The organism is Streptomyces sp. NPDC001663, from assembly GCF_042893105.1.
Taxonomy (GTDB): Bacteria; Actinomycetota; Actinomycetes; order Streptomycetales; family Streptomycetaceae; genus Streptomyces.
In genome coordinates, this window is the sequence record NZ_JBIAUR010000004.1 from 434,028 (window position 1) to 455,297 (window position 21,270).

A 21,270-nucleotide genomic window follows, 5' to 3' on the forward strand; every position below is an offset into this window, starting at 1 on the left:
GGCGGGGGCGCGCGGGAGGGACACCCGCACGGTTCAGCGAAGTGGGTCAACTGGTTGGACAGCGTTGTCGGTTGAGGCGATAGAGTCATGTGCAGACCATTAGACAACGTTGTCGCCGCATCGCGACGTCGCCACAAGCCAGCACCACCCGGACAGGTACTCCCCCGGCCTGGCCCGGCTCGCGGACCCGGTGGAAATCGACACACGGCCACCGGGTCCGCCCCGAGCAGTGGTTCATCCGGCCCGGGAACCGCAGAGTCAGGTCGCGCCTTCCGTACCGCCGACGAGATCTGTTCCGTCGGTAGCCCCTGGCGTGGGGTTCAGCGTTCCGCCGCCGCCGTCATCGGAAAAGGACGGTGAGATGTCCGGGGAAGAGTCCGAGGTAGAGCTCGGCGCGCCGGTAGGTGTTGTGGTTTCTGGTCCGGCGATCTTCAAAGTGACCGTCGAGCCGGGAGCGACTGTGCTGCTTGCGCCGGGCTCCGTCGAGGTGACCGTTCCCTGCTCCTGATCGGACTCCGGGTCAAATTCACTGACGGCCTCCAGACCGAGCTCCTGGAGCAGTGCACGCGCTTCGTCCTCCGGCTTTCCGACGAGGTCGGGCACGGTGACCACCTCGTCAGAGGGCGGGACAACCTCGTCCTCTTGCGCTCCGTTCGCGCCGACCGGGCGTTTGATGTCCTGGCCCTGGTCGTCGACGTTCGCGAGGACGAGGGCCTCGCTGGGCCTCTCGCTCTTCTTGACCTTGACCATCCGCTTCTTGTCGAAGCCCCACTTCTTGCCCTTGAACTTGATTTTGATCTTGACGTCGATACCGGTCTCCGTCGTGGTCAGCGGATTGCCGCAGTTGCACTTCACGGCCGGCACGCCGTGGATGTCGACTAGCACAGCCATGCCGGCCTCCAGGACGGAGTCGTACGACGTGGCTTTGCGCTTGCCCTTCTCGTACCCATGGTTGCGGACGAGGGTGTCGTTGCCCAGGAGTACCGGTGTCACCTTGTGGAGCAGGAAGTCCTCGATGCCGCTGGGGTCCAGAACCTGGGCCCAGGCCGCGGCCTTCTTGCGGTGGGCGGGGTCCTTCAGGAAGGAGATGAGCTTCTTGACCTTGCAGCTCGACGCCTTCAGGCTGCCGCCGTACAAGCCGGCCTTACCGCCCGCGACCTCGCCGCCCTCAGCGAGGGTCTCGCGGGCGAGAACCCTCTCACCGTAGGTGAGTGCCCCTCGCATGAAAGCCGCCTCGGCGGCGTAGCCCACGGACTCCCCGACCACCGCGGCTGCGGCCGGGGCACAGGCCGTCGCGGTCAGCCCCAGGCCGAGTGCGAGGACGAGAGCGAGACAGAGTGATGTGATGCGCCGGACGGACGCAGAAGAGGCCATACGCGCCATGAGAATCCCCCGATTCGCGCCATGGAGCGTCAACCGTCCCGCACCGGCCGTTCGGCCGCCATACGCCACGGAGCGTATTCACAACATCGAGCCGCAGGGGACTTTCATCAGAGTAAGTCCCAGTTGTCCCAGGCGTGTTGTGTCAGAGTGTCGTGAACACGGCCTGCTCGCGGACCCGGTGGAAATCGACACACGGCCACCGGGTCCGCCCCGAGCGGAGGTTCAGCCGTTCTGCCGCGGTGGTTCAGCCGACCCGACAGGGAAGGGTCGTCGCCGGATCGCCGCCGTCGCCCGAGACGACATAGCCGAAGGTCGCGCTCTGGCCCGGACTCAGCGAACCGTTCCAGTCGGCGTTGTGGACCATCACGTCCTGGCCGTTGTAGGTCGCGTTGCCGCTCCAGAGGCTCTCGACCTTCTGGCCGCCGGGCAGTGTCCAGTTGACCATCCAGCCGAGCATCGGGACGTCGCCGGAGTTGGTGACGGTGACCTCGGACTGGTAGCCGCCGCTCCAGCTGTTCGTGGTCCTGCGGGTGGCGGTGCAGGTGCCGGGGACGGGGTCGGTGGGGTTGCCGGGATCGTGAATGCCCGTCACTTCACCGTTTCCGCCGTCGAACACGACGTCGGAGCAGGAGTAGAAGGTCTCCGCGCTGTCCGAGCGCTGCCAGACCATGTAGATGATGTGGCGGCCCGACTTGTTTGCGGGAAGCTTGCCGGTCCAGGAGTAGTTGGCCTCGACCGTGCCCGGGGAGCCGTTGAGCGGCGGGTGGTCGACCATGAGGAACGGGGTGTCCTCCATGTCGGCCCAGGTGAGTGTCCTGGTCGGGTCGAAGCCGTCCTTGGTGACGTAGACGTAGAACCAACCCGGGTGCGCGGCCCAGGCGTTGTAGGAGAAGTCGACGGTCGCGCCCGAGGTCAGATGGGTCAATGGCCAGTCGCTGCGCGGGAGGTTGAAGCCTGTGAAGTTCGGGTTGCCGCCGCTGCATAGCTCGCCGTCGGGCACGAAGCCGCGGGTGCGGCCGGCTCCGTCGGAGCGCAGCACGGAGAACCAGTTGTAGAACGGCGTTGTACCGCTGACCTGTTGGGCCGCCTTGCAGGCCGGGTTGACGGGCTTGATCTCGCCGGTGTCTGTGAGGCCGTCCTCCCAGCACAGGAAGGTGCGGCTGCCGGGTTTCATGGGCGTGCCGTGGGCCTCCGCCTTGCCGCCGGCCGTGACGACGAGGGCGAGGGCCGGGAGGGTGGCGAGGAGGGAGACCAGGACGAGGAAGAGGGCTCGGGTGCGGGTGCGGGTGCGGGTGCGGGTGCGGGTTGAGGACGCTAATCGACCCGTTCTTGTCAGGATCATGACAGCGGCATTCCTTCGGGTACGACCGTATGGATGCGGGTGTGCGGAGGTGAGGCGGGGTGGGGGCGTCCCCGGGGGCGGCGGGTTCCGGTCCGTCGCCAAATGGGAGCGCTCCCACCCCGCGTGTGGGGGAAGGTAGCGCTGGATGGGTCGGTTGTAAACGGGGGGCGCAGTGGACTACTCGGTGCGGTGGTCTCCACACTGATCTCCATGGGGACAGGGGTGACCGCACCGCAGCAGGGACAGGCCACCGAGGTGGACTTCCTCAAGGCCGAGCACGTTCCGGTGGAGAAGCTCGCCCTCGTCGTGGAGGTCGTCCCGTCCGGGTCCCGGCAGCAGGACCGGGTGCGCAAGCCGGCTCTCTTCGCCGCCGCCGAGGTCCAAATGCCGTTCCCGGTCGAGATCGACCTCGACGCACTCCTCGGCTTCTGATCCCGCCGTCTCAGCGCACCCGCCCCACCGGATACGCCGCCTGGAAGGCCAGTCGTCCGTCGGCGTCCTGGCCGATGGCGGTGAGCAGGTCGTCGAAGGGCAGGAACTCCTCCCAGGCCGTCCGTCCGGTCGCCTCCGCGAGACGTGCGACGAACAGGTCCTCCAACTCCTGGACCCGCTTGCCCTTCCAGATCTTGTCGGCGACGCTCACCAGTAGATCCTCGAGGCCGGTGCCCGGTCGGGTCCAGGTGGCGTGCGTCGACGCGAACCGGGCCAGCTCCGGGACGATGCCACGAGCCAGCAGCAGCTCGCGCCCGGCGGCTTCGTGCGCGGAACCGGGGCCGGACAGTTCGGCCGGGTGTGCCGTCTTGCCGATGTCGTGCGTGGCTGCCCCGAACAGCACTGCATCGCGGTCGAGTTGGACCGACGGATGCTCCCGCGCCATCCAGTCCACGAGCTGGTGCGCGACGTCGTGGACGGCCCTGAGGTGGGCCGCCAGGCGGGGCGGGGCGTCCAAGTCGCCAAGGAGCCAGGCCACTTGGTCGGGCAGCGGGCGCAGGGGCGGGTGGCCGGGGTCGTGGAGGGCGCGCTGGAGCGGGTCGACGGTCGTCACCGCGTCAGGGTAGGGGGCGGGGTGCGGCGCGCATGACGAATCGCGTCAGACTGTGTCACCTGCTGCGGCCGCCGGTGCTCACGGAGCCGATCCGAGTCGTGCAGCCCTGTCGCTCCGCTGCACCGGCGCCGGCTTCGTGTGGCCGATCGGTTCCCCGGCGGGTTCGAACCCTGGGGTAGGCACGGCCGACGGCAGTTCGATGGTGAACTCCGTGCGGCCCGGGACGCTTTCCACCTCGATACGTCCCCCGTGCGCCCCCACGATCGCCGCCGCGATCGCCAGCCCCAGCCCTGATCCGCCTTCCCTGCCCGCCGCCCGGGACCGAGACGTGTCCGCCCGCGTGAAGCGCTCGAAGACCCTCGGCAGCAGTTCCGGCGGAATGCCGGGTCCGTCGTCCCGCACCCGGATCACGCACCGCTCCCCCGTCGCCTCCACCTCCGCCACCACCGTCGTGCCCGCCGGTGTGTGCATGCGGGCGTTGGCCAGCAGGTTGGCCACGACCTGGTGGAGGCGGGACTCGTCGCCGAGGACCAACGAGGGGGCGTCGAGGGAGAGTTGGAGTTGCCATTCGTGGCCGCCTCCCGCCGCTCGCGCGTCCCAGACCGCCTCCGCGACCACCGCCGCGAGGTCCACCTCGCCCGACTCCAGCGGGCGGCCCTCGTCCAGGCGGGCCAACAGGAGCAGGTCCTCGACCAGGCCCGTCATGCGGGCCGACTCCGCCGAGACGCGGCGCCAGGCGAGGACCGGCTCGATGCGGTCCGTGCCGCGGTTCATCAGTTCCGCGTAGCCCGCGATGGAGGCGAGCGGGGTGCGGAGTTCGTGGCTGGCGTCGGCCAGGAAGCGGCGCATGCGCTCCTCGCTGCGGCGCACCTGCTCCTCGCCGCGCTGGCGTTCGACGAGGGAGGACTCGATGTGGTCGATCATCCGGTTGAGGGCGGCGCCGACCTGGCCGGCCTCGGTGCCGGGGTCGGTGTCACGGGCCGGGACACGGGTGAGGCCGGTGACCTCGCCGCGGTCCAGTGGGGCCCGGGAGACCTCGACCGCGGTGGCGGCGACCCGGCCCAGAGGGCGCAGTTGACGTCGTATGACCACCGCGCAGACCACACCCGCGGCCGTCAGTCCGGCCGCTGCCACGCCCGCCTCGACCATGACCAGTCCGCCGATCATGTTCTGTACGTTGTCCATCGGGAGTCCGGTCAGGACGCGGATGCCGTTCGAGTCGAGCGCGGTGATCCGGTAGGTGCCCAGAGCGGGGACGGTGACCGTGTGCTTGGAGCCGTCGGTCGCGATGCGCCGCAGCGCGGCGCGCTGGGCGGTGGTCAGGTTCTGCGGCGGGGCGTCCTGGCTGACGACGGCCGCCGAGACGATCGAGCCGTCGTCGTCGAACCGGCCGGCGAGCAGTCCGGCGGGGTGGCCGTTCTCGGTGAGGAAGGACAGGTTGGCCTCGTCGTCCGGATGGAGCCCGGCTCCGCCCAGACTGCGCTGGGCGGCATTGGTGACGCGGTCGTCCAGGTCGCCCATGAGATAGGCGCGTTGGACGGCCGCGGTGGTGAGCGCCATCGCCCCGCATACGACGACGAGGGTGGCGATGACGAACAGAAGCAGACGGGTGCGCAGGGAGCGGCCGCGCGGGCGGGCGGTCATCTGCCGTCCTCCGTCGGCCTGATGGCGTAGCCCAGGCCACGGACGGTGTGGATCATCGGCGCCCGGCCCTTGTCGATCTTCCGGCGCAGATTCGAGATGTAGACCTCGACCAGGTTGCCACCGCCGTCGAAGGAACTGCTCCACACGTGATCGAGGATCTGGGACTTGCTCAGCACCTGGCGCGGGTGGTTCACGAGGAGGCTGAGCAAGTCGAATTCCTTGGCGGTGAGTTGGATGTGCCGACCTGCTCGGTGCACCTCGCGGGTCTCCTCCGTGAGGACCAGGTCGCCGAGGACCCGTACGGAGTCGTCGGTGAGGTTCCGGTCGGTGCCGGCCCGGCGGAGCAGGCCGCGCAGGCGGACCACGACCTCCTCCAGGGAGAAGGGTTTGGTCACGTAGTCGTCGGCGCCGTTCTCGAGGCCGTCGATGCGGTACTCCAGGGCGTCGCGGGCCGTGAGCATCAGTACCGGGAGCTTCGGGTTCTCGTGGCGCAGGCGGCGCAGTACCTGGATGCCGTCCAGGTCCGGCAGCATCCCGTCGAGCACGACGACGTGCGGGGCGCAGCCGCGGGCGATCCGCAGCGCGCTGTGCCCGTCGGCGGCCGGGTAGGGCCGCCAGCCCGCCTCGGCGACGGCGACGGAGAGCACGTCGGTGAGCGCGGGCTCGTCGTCGACGATGAGCACGCGGACGCGGCCGGTTCGGGACACGGAGGTGCCAGACATGTCTCGATACTGTCCCGGTCCGCTGGGGGAATCCTGTGTTCCACCTGAGGATGGGTGATGACCTGGGATTTTTCCCGAGCGGGCAGCATGGACACGGCGAGGGCCGCGCCCCCGGCGAACCGGGAGCGCGGCCCTCAACTGCCTTGCCGTACCGCTTGCTTGACCGCTTACTTGCGGATCAGCGAGCGCAGCACGTACTGCATGATGCCGCCGTTGCGGTAGTAGTCGGCCTCACCGGGGGTGTCGATGCGGACGACCGCGTCGAACTCGACACCGGTGTCGGTGGTGACCTTGACCGTGCGCGGCGTGGTGCCGTTGTTGAGCTCCTCGACGCCGGTGAAGGAGAAGGTCTCCTCGCCGGTCAGGCCGAGGGACTCGGCGTTCGCGCCCTCCGGGAACTGCAGCGGCAGGACGCCCATGCCGATGAGGTTCGAGCGGTGGATGCGCTCGTACGACTCGGCGATGACGGCCTTGACTCCCAGGAGCGCGGTGCCCTTGGCGGCCCAGTCGCGGGACGAACCGGAGCCGTACTCCTTGCCGGCCAGGATGGCCAGCGGGGTGCCCTGCTCGATGTAGTTGCGCGAGGCGTCGTAGATGAACGACACCGGACCGTCGGCCTGGGTGAAGTCGCGGGTGTAGCCGCCCTCGGTGCCCGGCGCGATCTGGTTACGCAGGCGGATGTTGGCGAACGTACCGCGGATCATGACCTCGTGGTTGCCGCGGCGGGAGCCGTAGGAGTTGAAGTCGCGGCGCTCGACGCCGTGCTCCGTGAGGTACTTGCCGGCCGGGGTGTCGGCCTTGATGGCGCCGGCGGGCGAGATGTGGTCCGTCGTCACCGAGTCGCCCAGCTTGGCGAGGACGCGGGCGCCGGTGATGTCGGAGACGGGGGTGGTCTCCATCGTCATGCCCTCGAAGTACGGGGGCTTGCGGACGTAGGTCGACTGGGCGTCCCACTCGAAGGTGTTGCCGGTCGGGATCGGCAGCGCCTGCCACTGGGCGTCGCCCGCGAAGACGTCCTGGTAGGACTTGTTGAACATGTCCTCGCCGATGGCGTTGGCCACGACGTCGTTGACCTCGGCCTCGGAGGGCCAGATGTCCTTCAGGAAGACCGGGTTGCCGTCCTGGTCGACGCCCAGGGCGTCCTCGGTGATGTCCACCTTCATGGAGCCCGCGAGGGCGTACGCGACGACCAGCGGCGGGGAGGCCAGGTAGTTCATCTTGACGTCGGGGTTGATACGGCCCTCGAAGTTCCGGTTGCCGGAGAGGACCGAGGTGACCGCGAGGTCGTGGTCGTTGACGGCCTTGGAGACCTCCTCCGGCAGCGGGCCGGAGTTGCCGATGCAGGTGGTGCAGCCGTAGCCGACGAGGTTGAAGCCGACCTTGTCGAGGTACGGGGTCAGACCCGCCTTGTCGAAGTAGTCGGTGACGACCTTCGAACCCGGGGCGAGGGTGGTCTTGACCCACGGCTTGCGGGTCAGGCCCTTCTCGACCGCCTTCTTGGCCACCAGGGCGGCGGCGACCATGACGTACGGGTTGGAGGTGTTGGTGCAGGAGGTGATGGCCGCGACCGTCACCGCACCGTGGTCGATCTCGTACGTCGAGCCGTCGGGGGCGGTCACGGTGACCGGGTTCGACGGGGCACCGTTGGGGTGGATGGCCGGGGCGTCGGACGCCGGGAAGGACTCCTGGCCCGCCTCGTCCACGGTGTCGACGTAGTTGCGGACGTCCTGCTTGAACTGCTCGGCGGCGTTCGCGAGGACGATGCGGTCCTGCGGGCGCTTCGGGCCGGCGATGGAGGGGACGACCGTGGAGAGGTCCAGCTCGAGCTTCTCGGAGAAGTCCGGCTCGGCCTTCGGGTCCAGCCAGAGGCCCTGCTCCTTGGCGTACGCCTCGACGAGCGCGAGCTGCTGCTCGGAGCGGCCGGTCAGCTTCAGGTACTTGATGGTCTCGTCGTCGATCGGGAAGATCGCGGCGGTGGAGCCGAACTCCGGCGACATGTTGCCGATGGTGGCGCGGTTGGCGAGGCTCGTGGCCGCCACACCCTCGCCGTAGAACTCGACGAACTTGCCGACGACGCCGTGCTTGCGGAGCATCTCGGTGATGGTCAGCACGAGGTCGGTGGCGGTGGTGCCGGGGGTGAGCTCACCGGTGAGCTTGAACCCGACGACGCGCGGGATGAGCATCGAGACCGGCTGGCCGAGCATCGCGGCCTCGGCCTCGATACCGCCGACGCCCCAGCCGAGGACGCCGAGGCCGTTGACCATGGTGGTGTGCGAGTCGGTGCCGACGAGGGTGTCGGGGTAGGCCTGGCCGTTGCGGACCATGACCGTGCGCGCCAGGTGCTCGATGTTCACCTGGTGGACGATGCCGGTGCCCGGCGGGACGACCTTGAAGTCGTCGAAGGCGGTCTGGCCCCAGCGCAGGAACTGGTAGCGCTCGCGGTTGCGGCCGTACTCCAGCTCGACGTTCTGCGCGAAGGCCTCGTTGGTGCCGAACTTGTCGGCGATGACGGAGTGGTCGATGACCAGCTCGGCCGGGGAGAGCGGGTTGACCTTCGCCGGGTCGCCGCCGAGCTCCTTGACGGCCTCACGCATGGTGGCGAGGTCGACGACACAGGGCACGCCGGTGAAGTCCTGCATGATCACGCGGGCGGGCGTGAACTGGATCTCCTGGGAGGGCTGGGCCTGCGAGTCCCAGCCGCCGAGGGCACGGATGTGGTCGGCGGTGATGTTCGCGCCGTCCTCGGTACGGAGCAGGTTCTCGAGCAGAACCTTGAGGCTGTACGGAAGGCGAGCCGAGCCTTCCACCTTGTCCAGCCGGAAGATCTCGTACGACTCGTCGCCCACCTGCAGCGTGCTGCGGGCGTCGAAGCTGTTCGCCGACACGACAGTCTCCTTCATTGATGTGCGCGTACTCACCACGATCCTGCCGCCACGGCAACTTGGCCGATCCGCTAAGGTAAGGCTAAGTTAGGCAAGCCTTACTGCTGTGGCGGCTGCGGTGCTCCTCGGCAGATATCTCGATGTCGAGATAACTCTAGTACATGGGGGCCGGATGGTCATGCCCGGTCCCACTGTGGCGCACGTCGCTGTTTCCCGCGCGACGCCCATCAGTACGCCAAGTCGGGGTATCCGAGGAAGGAGTCCGAACCCTCGGAAGGAGGCACGATGCCCCTCACGTTCCGCAAGAGTTTCCGGATCCTTCCCGGAGTGCGGCTGAACATCAACCGACGCTCCTGGTCCATCACCACCGGCGGCAGGCACGGTCCCCGGCATACGCACAGCAGTTCAGGACGTCGTACGACATCGATGGATTTGCCCGGTCCTTTCGGATGGCGTCGCACCCGTACCGAAAGGCGACGTTGACGGGGCGTCACCCGAATGGTCCCCCCCGAGGATGTCCCATCTCATATCTGAGATAACCTCAGCCTCATGGCAGACGACTACCTCGTACGCATCGGCAAGCTGATCCGTGACGCCCGGCAACACCGGGGCTGGACACAGGCGCAGCTTGCGGAGGCGCTCGGCACCAGTCAGAGTGCGGTCAACCGCATCGAGCGCGGCAATCAGAACATCAGCCTTGAGATGATCGCTCGAATCGGTGGCGCGCTCGAGAGTGAAATCGTGTCGCTCGGCTATGCGGGGCCGATGCATCTGCGGGTGGTCGGCGGACGTCGGCTGTCCGGCGCCATCGACGTCAAGACGAGCAAGAACGCGTGTGTTGCGCTGCTCTGCGCGTCTCTGCTCAACAAGGGTCGCACCGTGCTGCGCCGCGTGGCGCGGATCGAGGAGGTGTACCGGCTCCTCGAGGTGCTGGGCTCCATCGGTGTGCGCACGCGGTGGATCAACGACGGCGTCGACCTGGAGATCGTGCCGCCCGCCGAGCTGGACATGGAGGCCATCGACGCCGAGGCCGCCGTACGGACGCGGTCCATCATCATGTTCTTCGGTCCGCTGCTGCACCTGATGGACCGCTTCAAACTGCCGTACGCCGGCGGCTGCGACCTCGGCACGCGGACCATCGAGCCGCACATGATCGCGCTGCGCCGGTTCGGGCTCGACATCGCCGCCACCGAGGGGCACTACCACGCGGTGGTGGACCGGTCGGTGCGGCCCGAGCGGCCGATCGTGCTGACCGAGCGCGGGGACACCGTCACCGAGAACGCGCTACTGGCCGCGGCCCGCTCCGACGGCGTCACCGTCATCCGCAACGCGTCCTCCAACTACATGGTCCAGGACCTGTGTTTCTTCCTGGAGGCGCTCGGCGTACGGGTCGAGGGCATCGGCACCACGACGCTGACCGTGCACGGCGTGCCGGACATCGACGTGGACGTGGACTACTCCCCGTCCGAGGACCCGGTGGAGGCGATGAGCCTGCTGGCCGCGGCGGTCGTCACGGAGTCCGAACTCACCGTCCGGCGCGTGCCGATCGAGTTCCTGGAGATCGAGCTCGCGGTGCTGGAGGAGATGGGGCTCGACCACGACCGCACGGCCGAGTACTTCGCGGACAACGGCCGTACGCGGCTGGTGGACCTCACCGTCCGGCCCTCCAAGCTGGAGGCACCGATCGACAAGATCCACCCGATGCCGTTCCCGGGCCTGAACATCGACAACGTCCCGTTCTTCGCGGCCATTGCCGCCGCCGCGCAGGGCAAGACGCTGATCCACGACTGGGTCTACGACAACCGCGCGATCTACCTGACCGACCTGAACCGTCTCGGCGGGCGCCTCCAACTCCTGGACCCGCACCGGGTGTTGGTCGAGGGGCCGACCCGCTGGCGCGCCGCCGAGATGATGTGCCCGCCCGCGCTGCGGCCCGCCGTGGTCGTGCTGCTGGCGATGATGGCCGCCGACGGCACGTCTGTGCTGCGCAACGTGTATGTCATCAACCGCGGTTACGAGGATCTCGCGGAGCGGCTGAACTCCGTGGGGGCGCAGATCGAGATCTTCCGGGACATCTGACCGCGCTTGCCGGAGTGCCACCGCACCCTGTCTGTGCTGCGCCGATGCAGGCTTGGACGGGGTGCGGCGGCCTCCCTGGGACTTCTCTGGGACTTTGGGTCAGGACCGGGCTGCCGGCGGGCGGCCTGCGGCTACGCGAAGACCGCGTCGATGGCGGCGCCGCCGCGAGCAGCGGCCCGGGGCAGGAAGAGTGCGTACTTCCGGAGCGTGTCCCGGGGTCCGAGTGTCCGAGCCACCGGGCCAGGGAGACGACCGGGCCGCCGGCCTCCAACTCAGGCTCGAACAGCGCCACTACACGATGAGCGAGCGGACCGTCCGCCGACGGCACACCGTGCCCCCAATGCGGCACTGGCCTCCGGGCCTTCGCTGCGCTACAGGCGCGCGCCGTGCACGTGGCGCGGCTCGGCCAGCAGACCGTAGATGACCAGCACGGACACCAGCATCGTGAACAGAGACCAGAACGGGTAGACCGGAAGGAAGATCATCTGACCGACGAGACAGAACACTGCCAGACAGACGCCCGTCAGCCGCGCCGCTCTGGAGCCCACGAGTACACCGAGACTTGCCAGGGCCATCACGATGCCGATGGCGACCCAGATCCAGCCCCAAGCCGTGTAGTTGAAGATGAGCAGCCGGTTGCCTCCGGAGTAGACGGTCGAGTAGTAGCCGTGATTGAAGATCGCCACAAATCCGTTGAGCAGGTTGAACAGGGCGCTGACCATCAGCAGGATTCCGGCGAAGGCCACCCAGTGCGATCGCTCCATCGGAGGCACGGCACCGTCTGGTGGAGAGGTTTGTTGCTGCATGGGATCCATGAGATGCAGCACCACCGCAGCCCGCAATCGGTGGTGGCCCAGGAGTGTTGCGCGGCTGCCTGCAGACGGCATCAGTTGATCTTTGCCTGTCCGTTCCTGTTTCCCGGGGTCAGCAGGACGGCCGTGTCCCCCGGCCGGGGAAGGAGCGGGCCGGCTTCCGTGACCGGGTCGAGGCGGCCGTCCCGGCGCACGAGGAACAGCAGATCGCTGCCTGGCCGCAGGGCGTCGTCCGCGGGCTGCCCCAGGACGGCTGCCCCGTCCTCGTATCTGCGGGAGAACGTCGGCCAGGTCAGGTCCGGGCCGAACAGAACCTCACCGCCGATGTAAGGCGCCACTACGCCCTGGCTGTCGGCCGGTGCGTTGAGTCGGTGGACCGTGCCCTCCACGCTGCCTCGCAGAAGCATTGCCGCGAGTGCGTTGAAGTCGTCCTCGGCGGTGAGAAGGTACATCGCCGTGATGCCCTCCAGCTCGGCGGCCCCACCCGTGACGGCGCCCAGCAGTTCACCGGGCGCAAGCTCGATCCCGGCCTGCCGGATGCGTTCACGTTGTTCCTCTTCGCCTGCCCACATCAGCACCTCCAGCCCTGCCGACTTCAGGGCCACGCCCAGGTCGACCACCCAGGGGTCGCCGCCGACCAGCAGGGGCCGCGAGCGGGACGGGCGCACCACGCCCAGGCGTCGGGCGACGGGCGAGGCGGTCAGGCCGTAGAGCGTCACGGTCGCGACGATGACCACGAACGTGGCCGGAAGGATCTTCGAGGCGCCGCCGATCCCCTGGGCCACCAGGTCGGCCGAGAACGTCGAAGCCGTGGCGGCCGCGACGATGCCGCGCGGCGCCATCCAGCCGACGAAGCCCCGCTCACTGCGTGTCAGGTCGGTGCGGAGGGTGGACACGACCGCGACCAGCGGCCTGACGACCAGTACCAGAAAGGCGGCGAGCCCGAGCGCGGGCAGCCACACATGGCGCAGCGAGTGCGGGGTGACGGTGGCCGAGATCGAGATGAAGAGCAGGCCGAGGATCAGGCTCACCAGGGTCTCGAAGAACGGCCGACGCGCGGGTACGTCCATGCCGGGGAGGTTGGCGACGGCCAGGCCCATCACCACGGCGGCGATGAGTCCCGTGTCGTCGCGCAGGACATCGCAGAACGCCGCGACACCGATCACCGCGGCAAGCTGCGCCGTGGTCCCGAGGACCTCGCCGAGCCGCAGCACCCGGAACAGCACCCACAGCAGAGCCGCGCCGACCGCTCCACCGGCCACTCCGATGCCCATGCTGGCGAGGAAATGCCCCACCCCACTGCCGAGGTGGTGGTGCGAGCCGGCCACGACCGCGTGGAAGACCAGCGCTCCCAGGACGCCGCCGACCGGGTCGATGAGGGAGCCTTCCCAGATCAGGATGTGCTGGAGGCGGTCCTTCGGCCGCACGAAGCTGAGCAGCGGTCCGACCACCGTCGGCCCCGAGACCACGAGGATCGCGCCGATCATGACGGCTGCCCGTGAGGACATTCCCAGCAGCGGCGCGGCGAGGAGCGAGCCGAGCAGTCCGGTGACAGGGACACCGATGCAGATCAGCCGGACGACGACGCGACGGGTGTGGCCCGTCAGCCTCGCCAGGTCCAGCCCGAGGCCCGCGTCGTAGAGGATCACGGCCACGGCCAGCGACACCAGCGGTGAGAACGCAGTGCCCAGGAGCTGCTCGGGGGCGACGTCGTCGATCAGCGCGCCGGCGCAGAAGCCGACCGGCAGCAGGACGATGAGGGCGGGGATGTGCAGGCGGCCGGCCAGGATCTGCGATCCGACGGCCAGGACCAGGATCACGCCCACGCCGATGAGCACCTGGTTCGTCGTCACATTCGGCCCTTTCGGTGCGGGGTGGTGGGACGAGCGGGTGCTCCTGCCGACCGGCTGCGTGACCGGCCGGGTCAGACCTCCGCCGAGTGCCGTGTGACTGCCGGGCGCCGTGACGGCATCGTCACTCCCCCCACGGGGCGATCCCCCAGCGGACGGTGTGCTGCTCGCCGGGGCCGAGGCCGACGAGCCCGGTGCCGCTGCGGAAGGCGTCGGGCGGGCAGGTCATCGGCTCGATGGCGACCGCACGACGGCGCTCCCCCGGCGGGAGGGTGTCGCCGGTGTAGAGCTGCACGTAGTCGGCGCCCTCACCGAGCCACACGTCCGTGCCGAACGCACCCGACGGGTGGGCCAGGCGCACCACGGCCCGACCGTCCGCGTCCCGGTCGAGGTCGCCGAAAGGGGTGTCCAGCCGGAGCGCACCGACAGCTCGGGGCGTGCGCAGGTCGTACTCGCTCCCGGCGACCGGCTCGGCGGCCACCGGCAGGCCGCGCTCATCGGTGCGCAGCCATGCGTGTGCGGGGACGGTCAGCACCGCCTGGTCGACGACGGCGGTGCCCGCGGTGACGTAGGGATGCTGGCCGAAGCCGTACGGTGCGGCGCTCGCGTCAAGGTTGCGCGCGGTGACGGCGACTTCGAGCCCGCTCTCGCCCAGGGAGTACTCGGCGCGGACGTGGAGGTGGAACGGGTAGCCCGGCTGCGGCCACAGCGGAACCTCCAGGACGGCGCGGCTGCCGCTCGCCTCCACGACCTGCCAGGCAACCCACCGGAGCAGCCCGTGGATGGCGTTTCCGCCGGTCGGCTCGGTGAGCGGCAGCTGCAGATCCTGCCCGTCCCAGGGGTAGCGGCCGTCGCGGATCCGGTTGGGCCACGGCACCAGGATCTGGCCGCGTCCGCCGGTGATCCGGTCCTGTTCGGCGAATCCGTCGATCACGGTGCGCTCACCGACCGCGTACGACCGAAGGGCCGCGCCGAGCTCGACGACAACGGCACGGTGCGGGCCGTGACGAAGGGTCAGTTGCCGTCCGGTGCGGCTCTCCTGCACGCGTGGCCTCCTCGGTCCGCTCGGCCGTCCTTCGGACACCGGCGTAGTGGTGGCCTGCGGTTCCGGCCTCCCGTCGGGAGCGTGCGGCCCCTGTTGGGCCCGGTCAAGCACGACACGTTCCTGTCGGCGCGATCGCCGGGCAGGTTCGCCCGCTGAGGCCACAGGAGCGGGCGGCGGTCGACGCAAGGGCGCTCGTGGCGGCTCCCGGACGGTGGCGTCACGCGCTGCCCGCGGGCCCGTCGCGACGGCCGATGCGCCGCCAGACGGCCCGTTGGAATCTGATCATGAGCACGCCCACCAGGATCAGCAGCACGATGTTGAGCAGGAGCTGGACCAGGGATCCGCGCGCCTCGCTCCAGCTGGAGAACGCGCAGGAGACGCCGATGTCGGCGGCGGCCGGGATGGTGGTGACCGAGATGAAGACGCCGAGCAGAGCGCTCGTCCTGGCCTGGGTCAGGGACATGATCCCGACGATGCCGGCCAGCACCGCGACGACGACGGAGAAGGCGTTGGGGGCGTCGATCAGTGTGGAGACGGGCCTGAAGCCCAGCTCGAATGCCTCGGGTTGAAAGTCGAGGCCCCGGACCGCCCACGAGAACAGGAAGGTCACGAGGATGGCCAGCAGGAATCCCGCGGTCAGGGCGAACAGGCCCTGGCGGATCCTGGTGCCGTTGGCGCGGTCGATGCCCAGTGCGACGCTGGTGATGGCGCCGTACTCCGGTCCTACGACCATCGCCGCGACGATCAGGATCTGGGAGTTGGTGATGATTCCCACCGCCCCGATGACGCCTGCGATGACCAGGTAGACGTAGAAACTCGGCAGATAGGTGCCCTCGGCGCGAATCCGCGCTTCGACCTCCTCCCAGACCGGCGCGTGCGCGAGCGCCCCGAGCTGCTGCTGCTCGGCTTCGGCCGCTGTGCCGGAGAAGGCCATCTCGACCGGTTCGATGACGATGGATCCGCGGCGGTCGAGTTCCAGCTCGCGCAGACCGCGCAGCACGCCGTTGGCCGCACCGGCCAGGATGTCGCACTCGATCGCGTCGCCGTCGGGGTTGTGCGCCAGTTCGGCAAGGACGACCAGGTTGAAGACATAGCGGTCGTCGGTCAGCAGCCCGACCGCCCGGGGGGTGAGATCAGCGGGGCTCACCAGCCGGACGTGGATCATCTCCATGCACCACCTCCTTCGCTCGCCGACTGCGCCATCGCGGCGCCACGGTGCCCGAGCGCCGGAGCTGCCCGCTTGCGACCGGCTGACTCCAGTAAGTAACGCCCGGTGGGTGGGGGTCGGCAAGCCGGGTGCGCTGCTCGGGCACCGGCATCCCCGGTCACTCCGGTCACTCCGGTCACTTCCGACGCGCAAGGACCACCCGATTGGCCCATAGTGGACTCAGGGGATCTTTCCGACTTTTCGGAGCAACCATGGATCGCTACCCTCCCATCGCCGAACACGGCCTGGTGGGCGACCTGCAGACCGCCGCGCTCGTCTCCTCGCAGGGTGTCGTGGACTGGTTCGCCGCTCCCCGGTTCGACTCGCCCAGCATTTTCGCCGCCCTGCTCGACCACGACGGTGGCGGGTACATGCGGCTGGCCCCCGAACACCCCGACCTGACGTGCAAGCAGCTCTACTACCCCGACACAGCCATTCTGGTGACCCGGTTCATGTCACCGGACGGGGTGGGCGAGGTGGTCGACTTCATGCCTCCGGACCGGACCGGCACCGCCACCGACCGGCACACCCTGATACGCGTCGTGCGTGCCGTGCGGGGGACCGTCGACTTCACACTCGAGTGCCGGCCGCGCTTCGACTACGGCCGGGCCGAGCACCGGCTGGAGCTCGGCGAGGGCGAGAAGAGCGGCCTGTTCCGGTCGCCGGGGATGGACGCGCATCTGCAGACCTCCTTCCCGCTCGAGCGGGACGGCCAGGACGTACGCGGCCGGGTGACGCTGAGCGCCGGCGAGTACGGCGGCGCCGTGTTCACCGTCTGCGCGTCCGGCGGCGAGGCACCCGCGCCCCCCACCGTCGAAGGGCTCACCGCACAGGTCGACGACACCGGCCTCTTCTGGCAGACATGGTTGCGCCAGTCCCGGTACCGGGGCCGCTGGCCCGAACTGGTGCACCGTTCGGTCATCACCCTCAAGCTCCTCACCTACGCCCCGACCGGCGCCCTCGTCGCGGCGGCCACCATGGGCCTGCCCGAACAGGTCGGCGGAGAGCGCAACTGGGACTACCGGTTCACCTGGGTACGCGACGGCGCGCTGTCCGTGCGGGCCATGCTGGACCTGGGTTTCGTCGAGGAGGCCACCGCCTTCGTCCACTGGCTCGTCGGCAGACTGCACGAGCGCGAGGGCAAGGAGGAGGAGCCGCTCCAGACGATGTACCGGATCGACGGCAACCCCGACCTGCCGGAGGAGACACTCGAACACTTCGAGGGCTACCGGGGCTCCTACCCCGTCCGCATCGGCAACGGCGCCGCCGACCAACTCCAGCTGGACATCTACGGCGAGGCCCTCTACGCGCTGTCCCAGGGCCGCGAGATCGGGCCGCAGGCCACCTACCGGGCATGGAAGACGATGGCCAGGACGCTGGACTGGCTCGCCGACCACTGGGACCGGCCGGACGAGGGCATCTGGGAGACCCGCGGCGGCCGCCAGGACTTCACCTACAGCCGGGTGATGTCCTGGGTCGCCTTCGACCAGGGGCTCAGCCTGGCCGAGCACTACCGCAGGCCCGCCGACCTGGACAAGTGGCGCAGCGCCAGGGACGCCATCCTCGAACAGGTCATGGAACGCGGCTGGAGCGAGCAGGAGGGCGCCTTCGTCCAGCACTACGGCGGCGACGTCCTGGACGCCTCCCTCCTGCTCATGCCGAGGGTCTCGTTCATCGCCCCGAAGGACCCGGCCTGGCTCTCCACCCTCGCCGCCATGGACCGCAAGCTCGTCTCCGACAGCCTCGTCTACCGCTACGACCCGGCGGCATCCCCCGACGGGCTGCGCGGCTCGGAGGGCACCTTCAGTCTGTGCACCTTCCTCTACGTCGACGCGCTGGCCCGGGCGGGGCGACTGCCCCAGGCCCGCTACACCTTCGAGAAGATGCAGACCTACGCCAACCACGTCGGGCTCTTCGCCGAGGAGGTCGGTCCGACCGGGGAGCAACTGGGCAACTTCCCGCAGGCGTTCACGCATCTGTCGCTCATCATGGCGGCCACCACCCTCGACCAGGCGCTCGACGCGGAGCAAGGGCGCTGACCCATGACCACCCGTGCCCGTCCGGCCGGACCGCCACGGCTGACCAAGGACGAGTTCGGTGTGCTCCACCGGCACCTGCTCTCCCGCGCCGCCTGGGCCTCTGGGGACCGGGGCGCCCTGGAAGCGCTCACTCCCGCCCGGGTGGTGGCCGCCACCCGCGAGGTGCGGACGGGCCGGACGGTGACGCTCGCCGCGCCGGTGGAGACACTGCCCGGCCCGGACAATCCGGAGCCCGCGAAGCACCGGATGAGCGGCCGGCCGGACGAAGACACGTCCAGCGGGCTCCACTTCGCGAGGGACAGCTTCGCGATGAACGTGCACGGCGACGCCGACAGCCACCTCGATGCCCTCTGCCACGTGATCTACGACGGCACCCTGCACGGCGGCGTGTCCGCGAGCAGCGTCACGGCGGACGGGGCCACGGCGCTCTCGGTCGAGGCGGCGCGCGACGGGATCGTGGGGCGCGGCGTGCTGCTGGACATCGCGCGGCTGCGCGGCGTGCCCTGGCTCGAACCGGGTGATCACGTGACGGTCGGCGACCTCACCGCGGCCGAATCCGCCCAGCACGTCCGCGTGACCGAGGGCGACCTCCTGTTCGTCCGCGTCGGCCATCGCCGACGCCGTGCCGAACTCGGGCCGTGGCACGCGGCGCGTGAGCGCGCCGGACTCCACCCGTCGGCACTGGAGTTCCTCGCCGACCGGCGGGTCGCCGTGCTCGGCGGCGACGGCAACAACGACACGGCCCCGAGTTCCACCGAGGGCGTCGACTTTCCCGTGCATGTGCTGGCGGTCCAGGCCATGGGCCTGCACCTGCTGGACTACCTGCAGTTCGAGGACCTGGCACCGGTCTGCGAGGCGGAGGGACGCTGGTCCTTCCTCTGCGTGATCGCCCCACTGAGGCTGCCGGACGCCACCGGCTCGCCGGTCAATCCGATTGCCGTCCTGTGACCCCGGCACCCTCCGTCGTGGTGGTCATGGGTGTCTCGGGATCGGGCAAGTCCACCGTGGGACTGCTGCTCGCGCAGCGGCTCATGGTGCCCTTCCTGGAGGCGGACGACGTCCACCCGGCCGCGAACCGCGCCAAGATGGCCGCGGGTCGCCCACTCGACGACGAGGATCGCCGCCCGTGGCTGCGGTCCGTCGCCGCATGGATCCGCGAGGCGACAGACGCCGGACAGGGCGGGGTGGTGGCCTGCTCGGCCCTCAAGCACGAGTACCGGGACGAGTTGCGCAGGGCAGGCGCACGCGTGTGGTTCCTGTATCTGGCGCTGGACCGCGCGATCGCCGACCAACGGGTCACAGGCCGTGTGGGCCATTTCATGCCCGCCCGGCTGGTGGATTCCCAGTACGCCGCCCTGGAACCGCTGCGCCCCGACGAGCCCGGCCTGACCGTGGACGCGCAGGCCGACCCGCAGACCCTCGTCGACCAGGCGGTGCGCGCCGTCCGGGCCGTGAAGTGACGGGCGCCTGATCGACTCCGCCCGGTCGCCGCCGACCGACCCACCCGATAGTTTGGGAATTGGCGCTGAATGTCCCGAATGCGCGAATGTCCGTGCGGAACAGCACAGCCCGGAGCCCCCCGGACGGGCGCTCCGGCCAGGACAGCCGACGACTCCTAGAACGGGACCCTCTCATGGCCGACGATCAGCACTACGACGTCATCGTCATCGGTACGGGAGCGGGCGGCGGCACGCTCGCCCACCGGCTGGCCCCCTCCGGCAAGCGGATCCTGATCCTGGAACGCGGCGGCTACCTGCCGCGGGAGCGGGACAACTGGGACTCCACCGCCGTCTTCGTCAAAGGCAGGTACCGTGCCCCGGAGTTCTGGTACGACAAGCACGGCAACCAGTTCCCGCCGGAGGTCAATTACTACGTCGGGGGCAACACCAAGTTCTACGGCGCCGCGCTCTTCCGGCTCCGGCCCGAGGACTTCGGTGAACTGCGCCACCACGACGGCATCTCTCCGGCCTGGCCGATCCGTTACGAGGACCTGGAGCCGTACTACACCCAGGCCGAGCACCTCTACCTGGTGCACGGCCGGCACGGCGAGGACCCCACCGGAGGGCCGACCAGCGCGCAGTACGCCTACCCGCCGGTCGAGCACGAGGCGCGCATCCAGCAGCTCAGCGACGATCTGGGCAAGGCCGGTCTGCACCCCTTCCACCTGCCGATCGGTGTGAACCTCACTCAGGACGAGCACGGCCGGGCCACCCACGACAGCGTCTGCATCCGCTGCGACCGGGTCGACGGCTTCCCCTGCCTGGTGGGCGCCAAGTCCGACGCGCAGGTGATCTGCGTCGACCCGGCGCTGAAGTACGAGAACGTCACGATGGTGACCAACGCCGATGTGCAGCGCCTGGAGACCGACCCGACCGGACGCACCGTCACCAGGGTCGTCGCCGAACTCGGCAACGGAGCGACCGAGGAATTCAGCGCGGACATCGTGGTGGTGGCCGCCGGCGCGGTCAACTCCGCCGTTCTGCTGCTGCGTTCGGCCAGCGACAAACACCCCGCCGGTCTGGCCAACAGCTCGGACGTGGTGGGTCGCCACTACATGCGGCACAACAACCTGGCGCTGATGGCGGTGTCGAAGGAACCGAACCCCACCAGTTTCCAGAAGACCCTGGCGCTGAACGACTGGTACCTGGGCGCGGACGACTGGGAGTTTCCGCTCGGCGGCATCCAGATGCTCGGCAAGTCGGACGCCGACCAGATCCACGGCGAGGCTCCGCGCTGGGCCGGTGCCGTCATGCCCGACATGCCCTTCGAGGTACTGGCCCACCACGCCGTCGACTTCTGGCTCTGCGGAGAGGACCTTCCGCTGCCCGAGAGCCGGGTCACCCTCGACAAGGACGGCGCCATCCACCTGGCCCTCGACGAGAAGAACAACATCGCCGGGTTGAAGCGCCTCCAGCACAAGCTGCGGGGGATGCTCGGGCACCTGGGCATGCACGAGCACCATCTGCTGGATCACAGCATCTACCTGCACAAGGGCATGCCGATCGGCGCCACCGCACACCAGGCCGGCACCGTGCGGTTCGGCGACGACCCACGCAGTTCGGCCCTGGACGTCAACTGCAAGGCCCACGACCTCGACAACCTCTACGTCGTGGACACCAGCTTCTTCCCCAGCATCGGCGCGGTGAACCCGTCACTGACCGCCATCGCCAACGCCCTGCGGGTCGGCGACCACATCGCCGCCCGGCTGAGCTGACCGGGG

17 protein-coding genes are annotated in these 21,270 nt (G+C 69.4%); 7 read left to right on the forward strand and 10 right to left on the reverse strand.

What is annotated here, in order from left to right; genetic code table 11:
- Positions 1 to 258: 258 nt before the first annotated feature.
- Together ACFY1L_RS15815 and ACFY1L_RS15820 are read right to left on the reverse strand one after the other, a co-directional pair.
- A complete protein-coding gene (locus ACFY1L_RS15815) occupies positions 259 to 1,251 on the reverse strand; it encodes a DUF6777 domain-containing protein (protein ID WP_388823615.1) in 993 nt (330 codons plus the stop codon).
- Positions 1,252 to 1,627: 376 nt separating this feature from the next.
- Complete coding sequence (locus ACFY1L_RS15820; protein WP_388823617.1) at positions 1,628 to 2,725, reverse strand: lytic polysaccharide monooxygenase; 1,098 nt, start codon at positions 2,723 to 2,725, stop codon at positions 1,628 to 1,630.
- Between the two features lie 210 nt (positions 2,726 to 2,935).
- Between ACFY1L_RS15820 and ACFY1L_RS15825 the strand changes: the two genes are divergently transcribed.
- Positions 2,936 to 3,157, forward strand: a complete 222-nt coding sequence (locus ACFY1L_RS15825) for a hypothetical protein (RefSeq protein ID WP_388823619.1) — start codon at positions 2,936 to 2,938, stop codon at positions 3,155 to 3,157.
- Between the two features lie 10 nt (positions 3,158 to 3,167).
- On the opposite strand, the gene ACFY1L_RS15830 is transcribed toward ACFY1L_RS15825, so the two are convergent.
- The 4 genes from ACFY1L_RS15830 to acnA all read right to left on the reverse strand — a co-directional run bounded on the left by ACFY1L_RS15830 (position 3,168) and on the right by acnA (position 9,021).
- Positions 3,168 to 3,770 carry an HD domain-containing protein gene (locus tag ACFY1L_RS15830; protein WP_388823621.1) on the reverse strand — a complete coding sequence of 201 codons (603 nt, stop codon included), beginning with the start codon at positions 3,768 to 3,770 and terminating at the stop codon, positions 3,168 to 3,170.
- A 78-nt stretch (positions 3,771 to 3,848) separates the two neighbouring features.
- Positions 3,849 to 5,414, reverse strand: a complete 1,566-nt coding sequence (locus ACFY1L_RS15835) for a sensor histidine kinase (RefSeq protein ID WP_388823623.1) — start codon at positions 5,412 to 5,414, stop codon at positions 3,849 to 3,851.
- A complete protein-coding gene (locus ACFY1L_RS15840) occupies positions 5,411 to 6,136 on the reverse strand; it encodes a response regulator transcription factor (RefSeq protein WP_388823625.1) in 726 nt (241 codons plus the stop codon). Before ACFY1L_RS15840 ends, ACFY1L_RS15835 begins: the two co-directional genes overlap by 4 nt.
- 167 nt (positions 6,137 to 6,303) lie before the next feature.
- A complete protein-coding gene (gene acnA / locus ACFY1L_RS15845; protein ID WP_388823627.1) occupies positions 6,304 to 9,021 on the reverse strand; it encodes an aconitate hydratase AcnA in 2,718 nt (905 codons plus the stop codon).
- A gap of 282 nt (positions 9,022 to 9,303) precedes the next feature.
- On the opposite strand from acnA, the gene ACFY1L_RS15850 reads away from it, so the two are divergent.
- Together ACFY1L_RS15850 and ACFY1L_RS15855 are read left to right on the forward strand one after the other, a co-directional pair.
- Positions 9,304 to 9,501: a DUF4236 domain-containing protein gene (locus ACFY1L_RS15850; protein WP_356357696.1), complete on the forward strand. Its 198-nt coding sequence runs from the start codon at positions 9,304 to 9,306 to the stop codon at positions 9,499 to 9,501.
- 66 nt (positions 9,502 to 9,567) lie between these two features.
- Positions 9,568 to 11,097 (forward strand): UDP-N-acetylglucosamine 1-carboxyvinyltransferase, encoded by a 1,530-nt coding sequence (locus tag ACFY1L_RS15855; RefSeq protein ID WP_388823630.1) that lies wholly within the window; start codon positions 9,568 to 9,570, stop codon positions 11,095 to 11,097.
- Positions 11,098 to 11,468: 371 nt separating this feature from the next.
- Here ACFY1L_RS15855 and ACFY1L_RS15860 read toward each other — a convergent pair whose 3' ends face one another.
- The 4 genes from ACFY1L_RS15860 to ACFY1L_RS15875 all read right to left on the reverse strand — a co-directional run bounded on the left by ACFY1L_RS15860 (position 11,469) and on the right by ACFY1L_RS15875 (position 15,975).
- Positions 11,469 to 11,861, reverse strand: a complete 393-nt coding sequence (locus ACFY1L_RS15860) for a hypothetical protein (protein WP_388823632.1) — start codon at positions 11,859 to 11,861, stop codon at positions 11,469 to 11,471.
- A 122-nt stretch (positions 11,862 to 11,983) separates the two neighbouring features.
- A complete protein-coding gene (locus tag ACFY1L_RS15865; protein ID WP_388823634.1) occupies positions 11,984 to 13,762 on the reverse strand; it encodes a cation:proton antiporter in 1,779 nt (592 codons plus the stop codon).
- A 121-nt stretch (positions 13,763 to 13,883) separates the two neighbouring features.
- The gene (locus ACFY1L_RS15870) at positions 13,884 to 14,804 is read right to left on the reverse strand and encodes an aldose 1-epimerase family protein (RefSeq protein ID WP_388823636.1); all 921 of its coding nucleotides are present in this window, start codon (positions 14,802 to 14,804) and stop codon (positions 13,884 to 13,886) included.
- 217 nt (positions 14,805 to 15,021) lie between these two features.
- Complete coding sequence (locus ACFY1L_RS15875) at positions 15,022 to 15,975, reverse strand: DUF389 domain-containing protein (RefSeq protein WP_388823638.1); 954 nt, start codon at positions 15,973 to 15,975, stop codon at positions 15,022 to 15,024.
- 248 nt (positions 15,976 to 16,223) lie between these two features.
- Between ACFY1L_RS15875 and ACFY1L_RS15880 the strand changes: the two genes are divergently transcribed.
- The 4 genes from ACFY1L_RS15880 to ACFY1L_RS15895 all read left to right on the forward strand — a co-directional run bounded on the left by ACFY1L_RS15880 (position 16,224) and on the right by ACFY1L_RS15895 (position 21,264).
- Positions 16,224 to 18,050, forward strand: coding sequence for a glycoside hydrolase family 15 protein (locus ACFY1L_RS15880; RefSeq protein WP_388823640.1), 1,827 nt, complete (start codon positions 16,224 to 16,226; stop codon positions 18,048 to 18,050).
- A 3-nt stretch (positions 18,051 to 18,053) separates the two neighbouring features.
- Entirely contained in the window at positions 18,054 to 18,998 is a 945-nt protein-coding gene (locus ACFY1L_RS15885) for a cyclase family protein (RefSeq protein ID WP_388823642.1), read from the forward strand.
- Positions 18,995 to 19,510: a gluconokinase gene (locus ACFY1L_RS15890; RefSeq protein ID WP_388823644.1), complete on the forward strand. Its 516-nt coding sequence runs from the start codon at positions 18,995 to 18,997 to the stop codon at positions 19,508 to 19,510. The genes ACFY1L_RS15885 and ACFY1L_RS15890 overlap by 4 nt, the downstream gene beginning before the upstream one ends.
- A gap of 173 nt (positions 19,511 to 19,683) precedes the next feature.
- Entirely contained in the window at positions 19,684 to 21,264 is a 1,581-nt protein-coding gene (locus ACFY1L_RS15895; protein WP_388823646.1) for a GMC oxidoreductase, read from the forward strand.
- Positions 21,265 to 21,270: the final 6 nt, after the last annotated feature.

Excerpts from the sequence above, each read along its gene's own strand:
- ACFY1L_RS15875 (WP_388823638.1), bottom strand. The coding sequence starts at position 15,975 with ATGGAGATGATCCACGTCCGGCTGGTGAGCCCCGCTGATCTCACCCCC.
- ACFY1L_RS15840 (WP_388823625.1), bottom strand. The coding sequence starts at position 6,136 with ATGTCTGGCACCTCCGTGTCCCGAACCGGCCGCGTCCGCGTGCTCATC.
- ACFY1L_RS15820 (WP_388823617.1), bottom strand. The coding sequence starts at position 2,725 with ATGATCCTGACAAGAACGGGTCGATTAGCGTCCTCAACCCGCACCCGC.
- ACFY1L_RS15855 (WP_388823630.1), top strand. The coding sequence starts at position 9,568 with ATGGCAGACGACTACCTCGTACGCATCGGCAAGCTGATCCGTGACGCC.
- ACFY1L_RS15835 (WP_388823623.1), bottom strand. The coding sequence starts at position 5,414 with ATGACCGCCCGCCCGCGCGGCCGCTCCCTGCGCACCCGTCTGCTTCTG.
- ACFY1L_RS15885 (WP_388823642.1), top strand. The coding sequence starts at position 18,054 with ATGACCACCCGTGCCCGTCCGGCCGGACCGCCACGGCTGACCAAGGAC.
- ACFY1L_RS15880 (WP_388823640.1), top strand. The coding sequence starts at position 16,224 with ATGGATCGCTACCCTCCCATCGCCGAACACGGCCTGGTGGGCGACCTG.
- ACFY1L_RS15850 (WP_356357696.1), top strand. The coding sequence starts at position 9,304 with ATGCCCCTCACGTTCCGCAAGAGTTTCCGGATCCTTCCCGGAGTGCGG.
- ACFY1L_RS15860 (WP_388823632.1), bottom strand. The coding sequence starts at position 11,861 with ATGGAGCGATCGCACTGGGTGGCCTTCGCCGGAATCCTGCTGATGGTC.
- ACFY1L_RS15895 (WP_388823646.1), top strand. The coding sequence starts at position 19,684 with ATGGCCGACGATCAGCACTACGACGTCATCGTCATCGGTACGGGAGCG.
- ACFY1L_RS15825 (WP_388823619.1), top strand. The coding sequence starts at position 2,936 with ATGGGGACAGGGGTGACCGCACCGCAGCAGGGACAGGCCACCGAGGTG.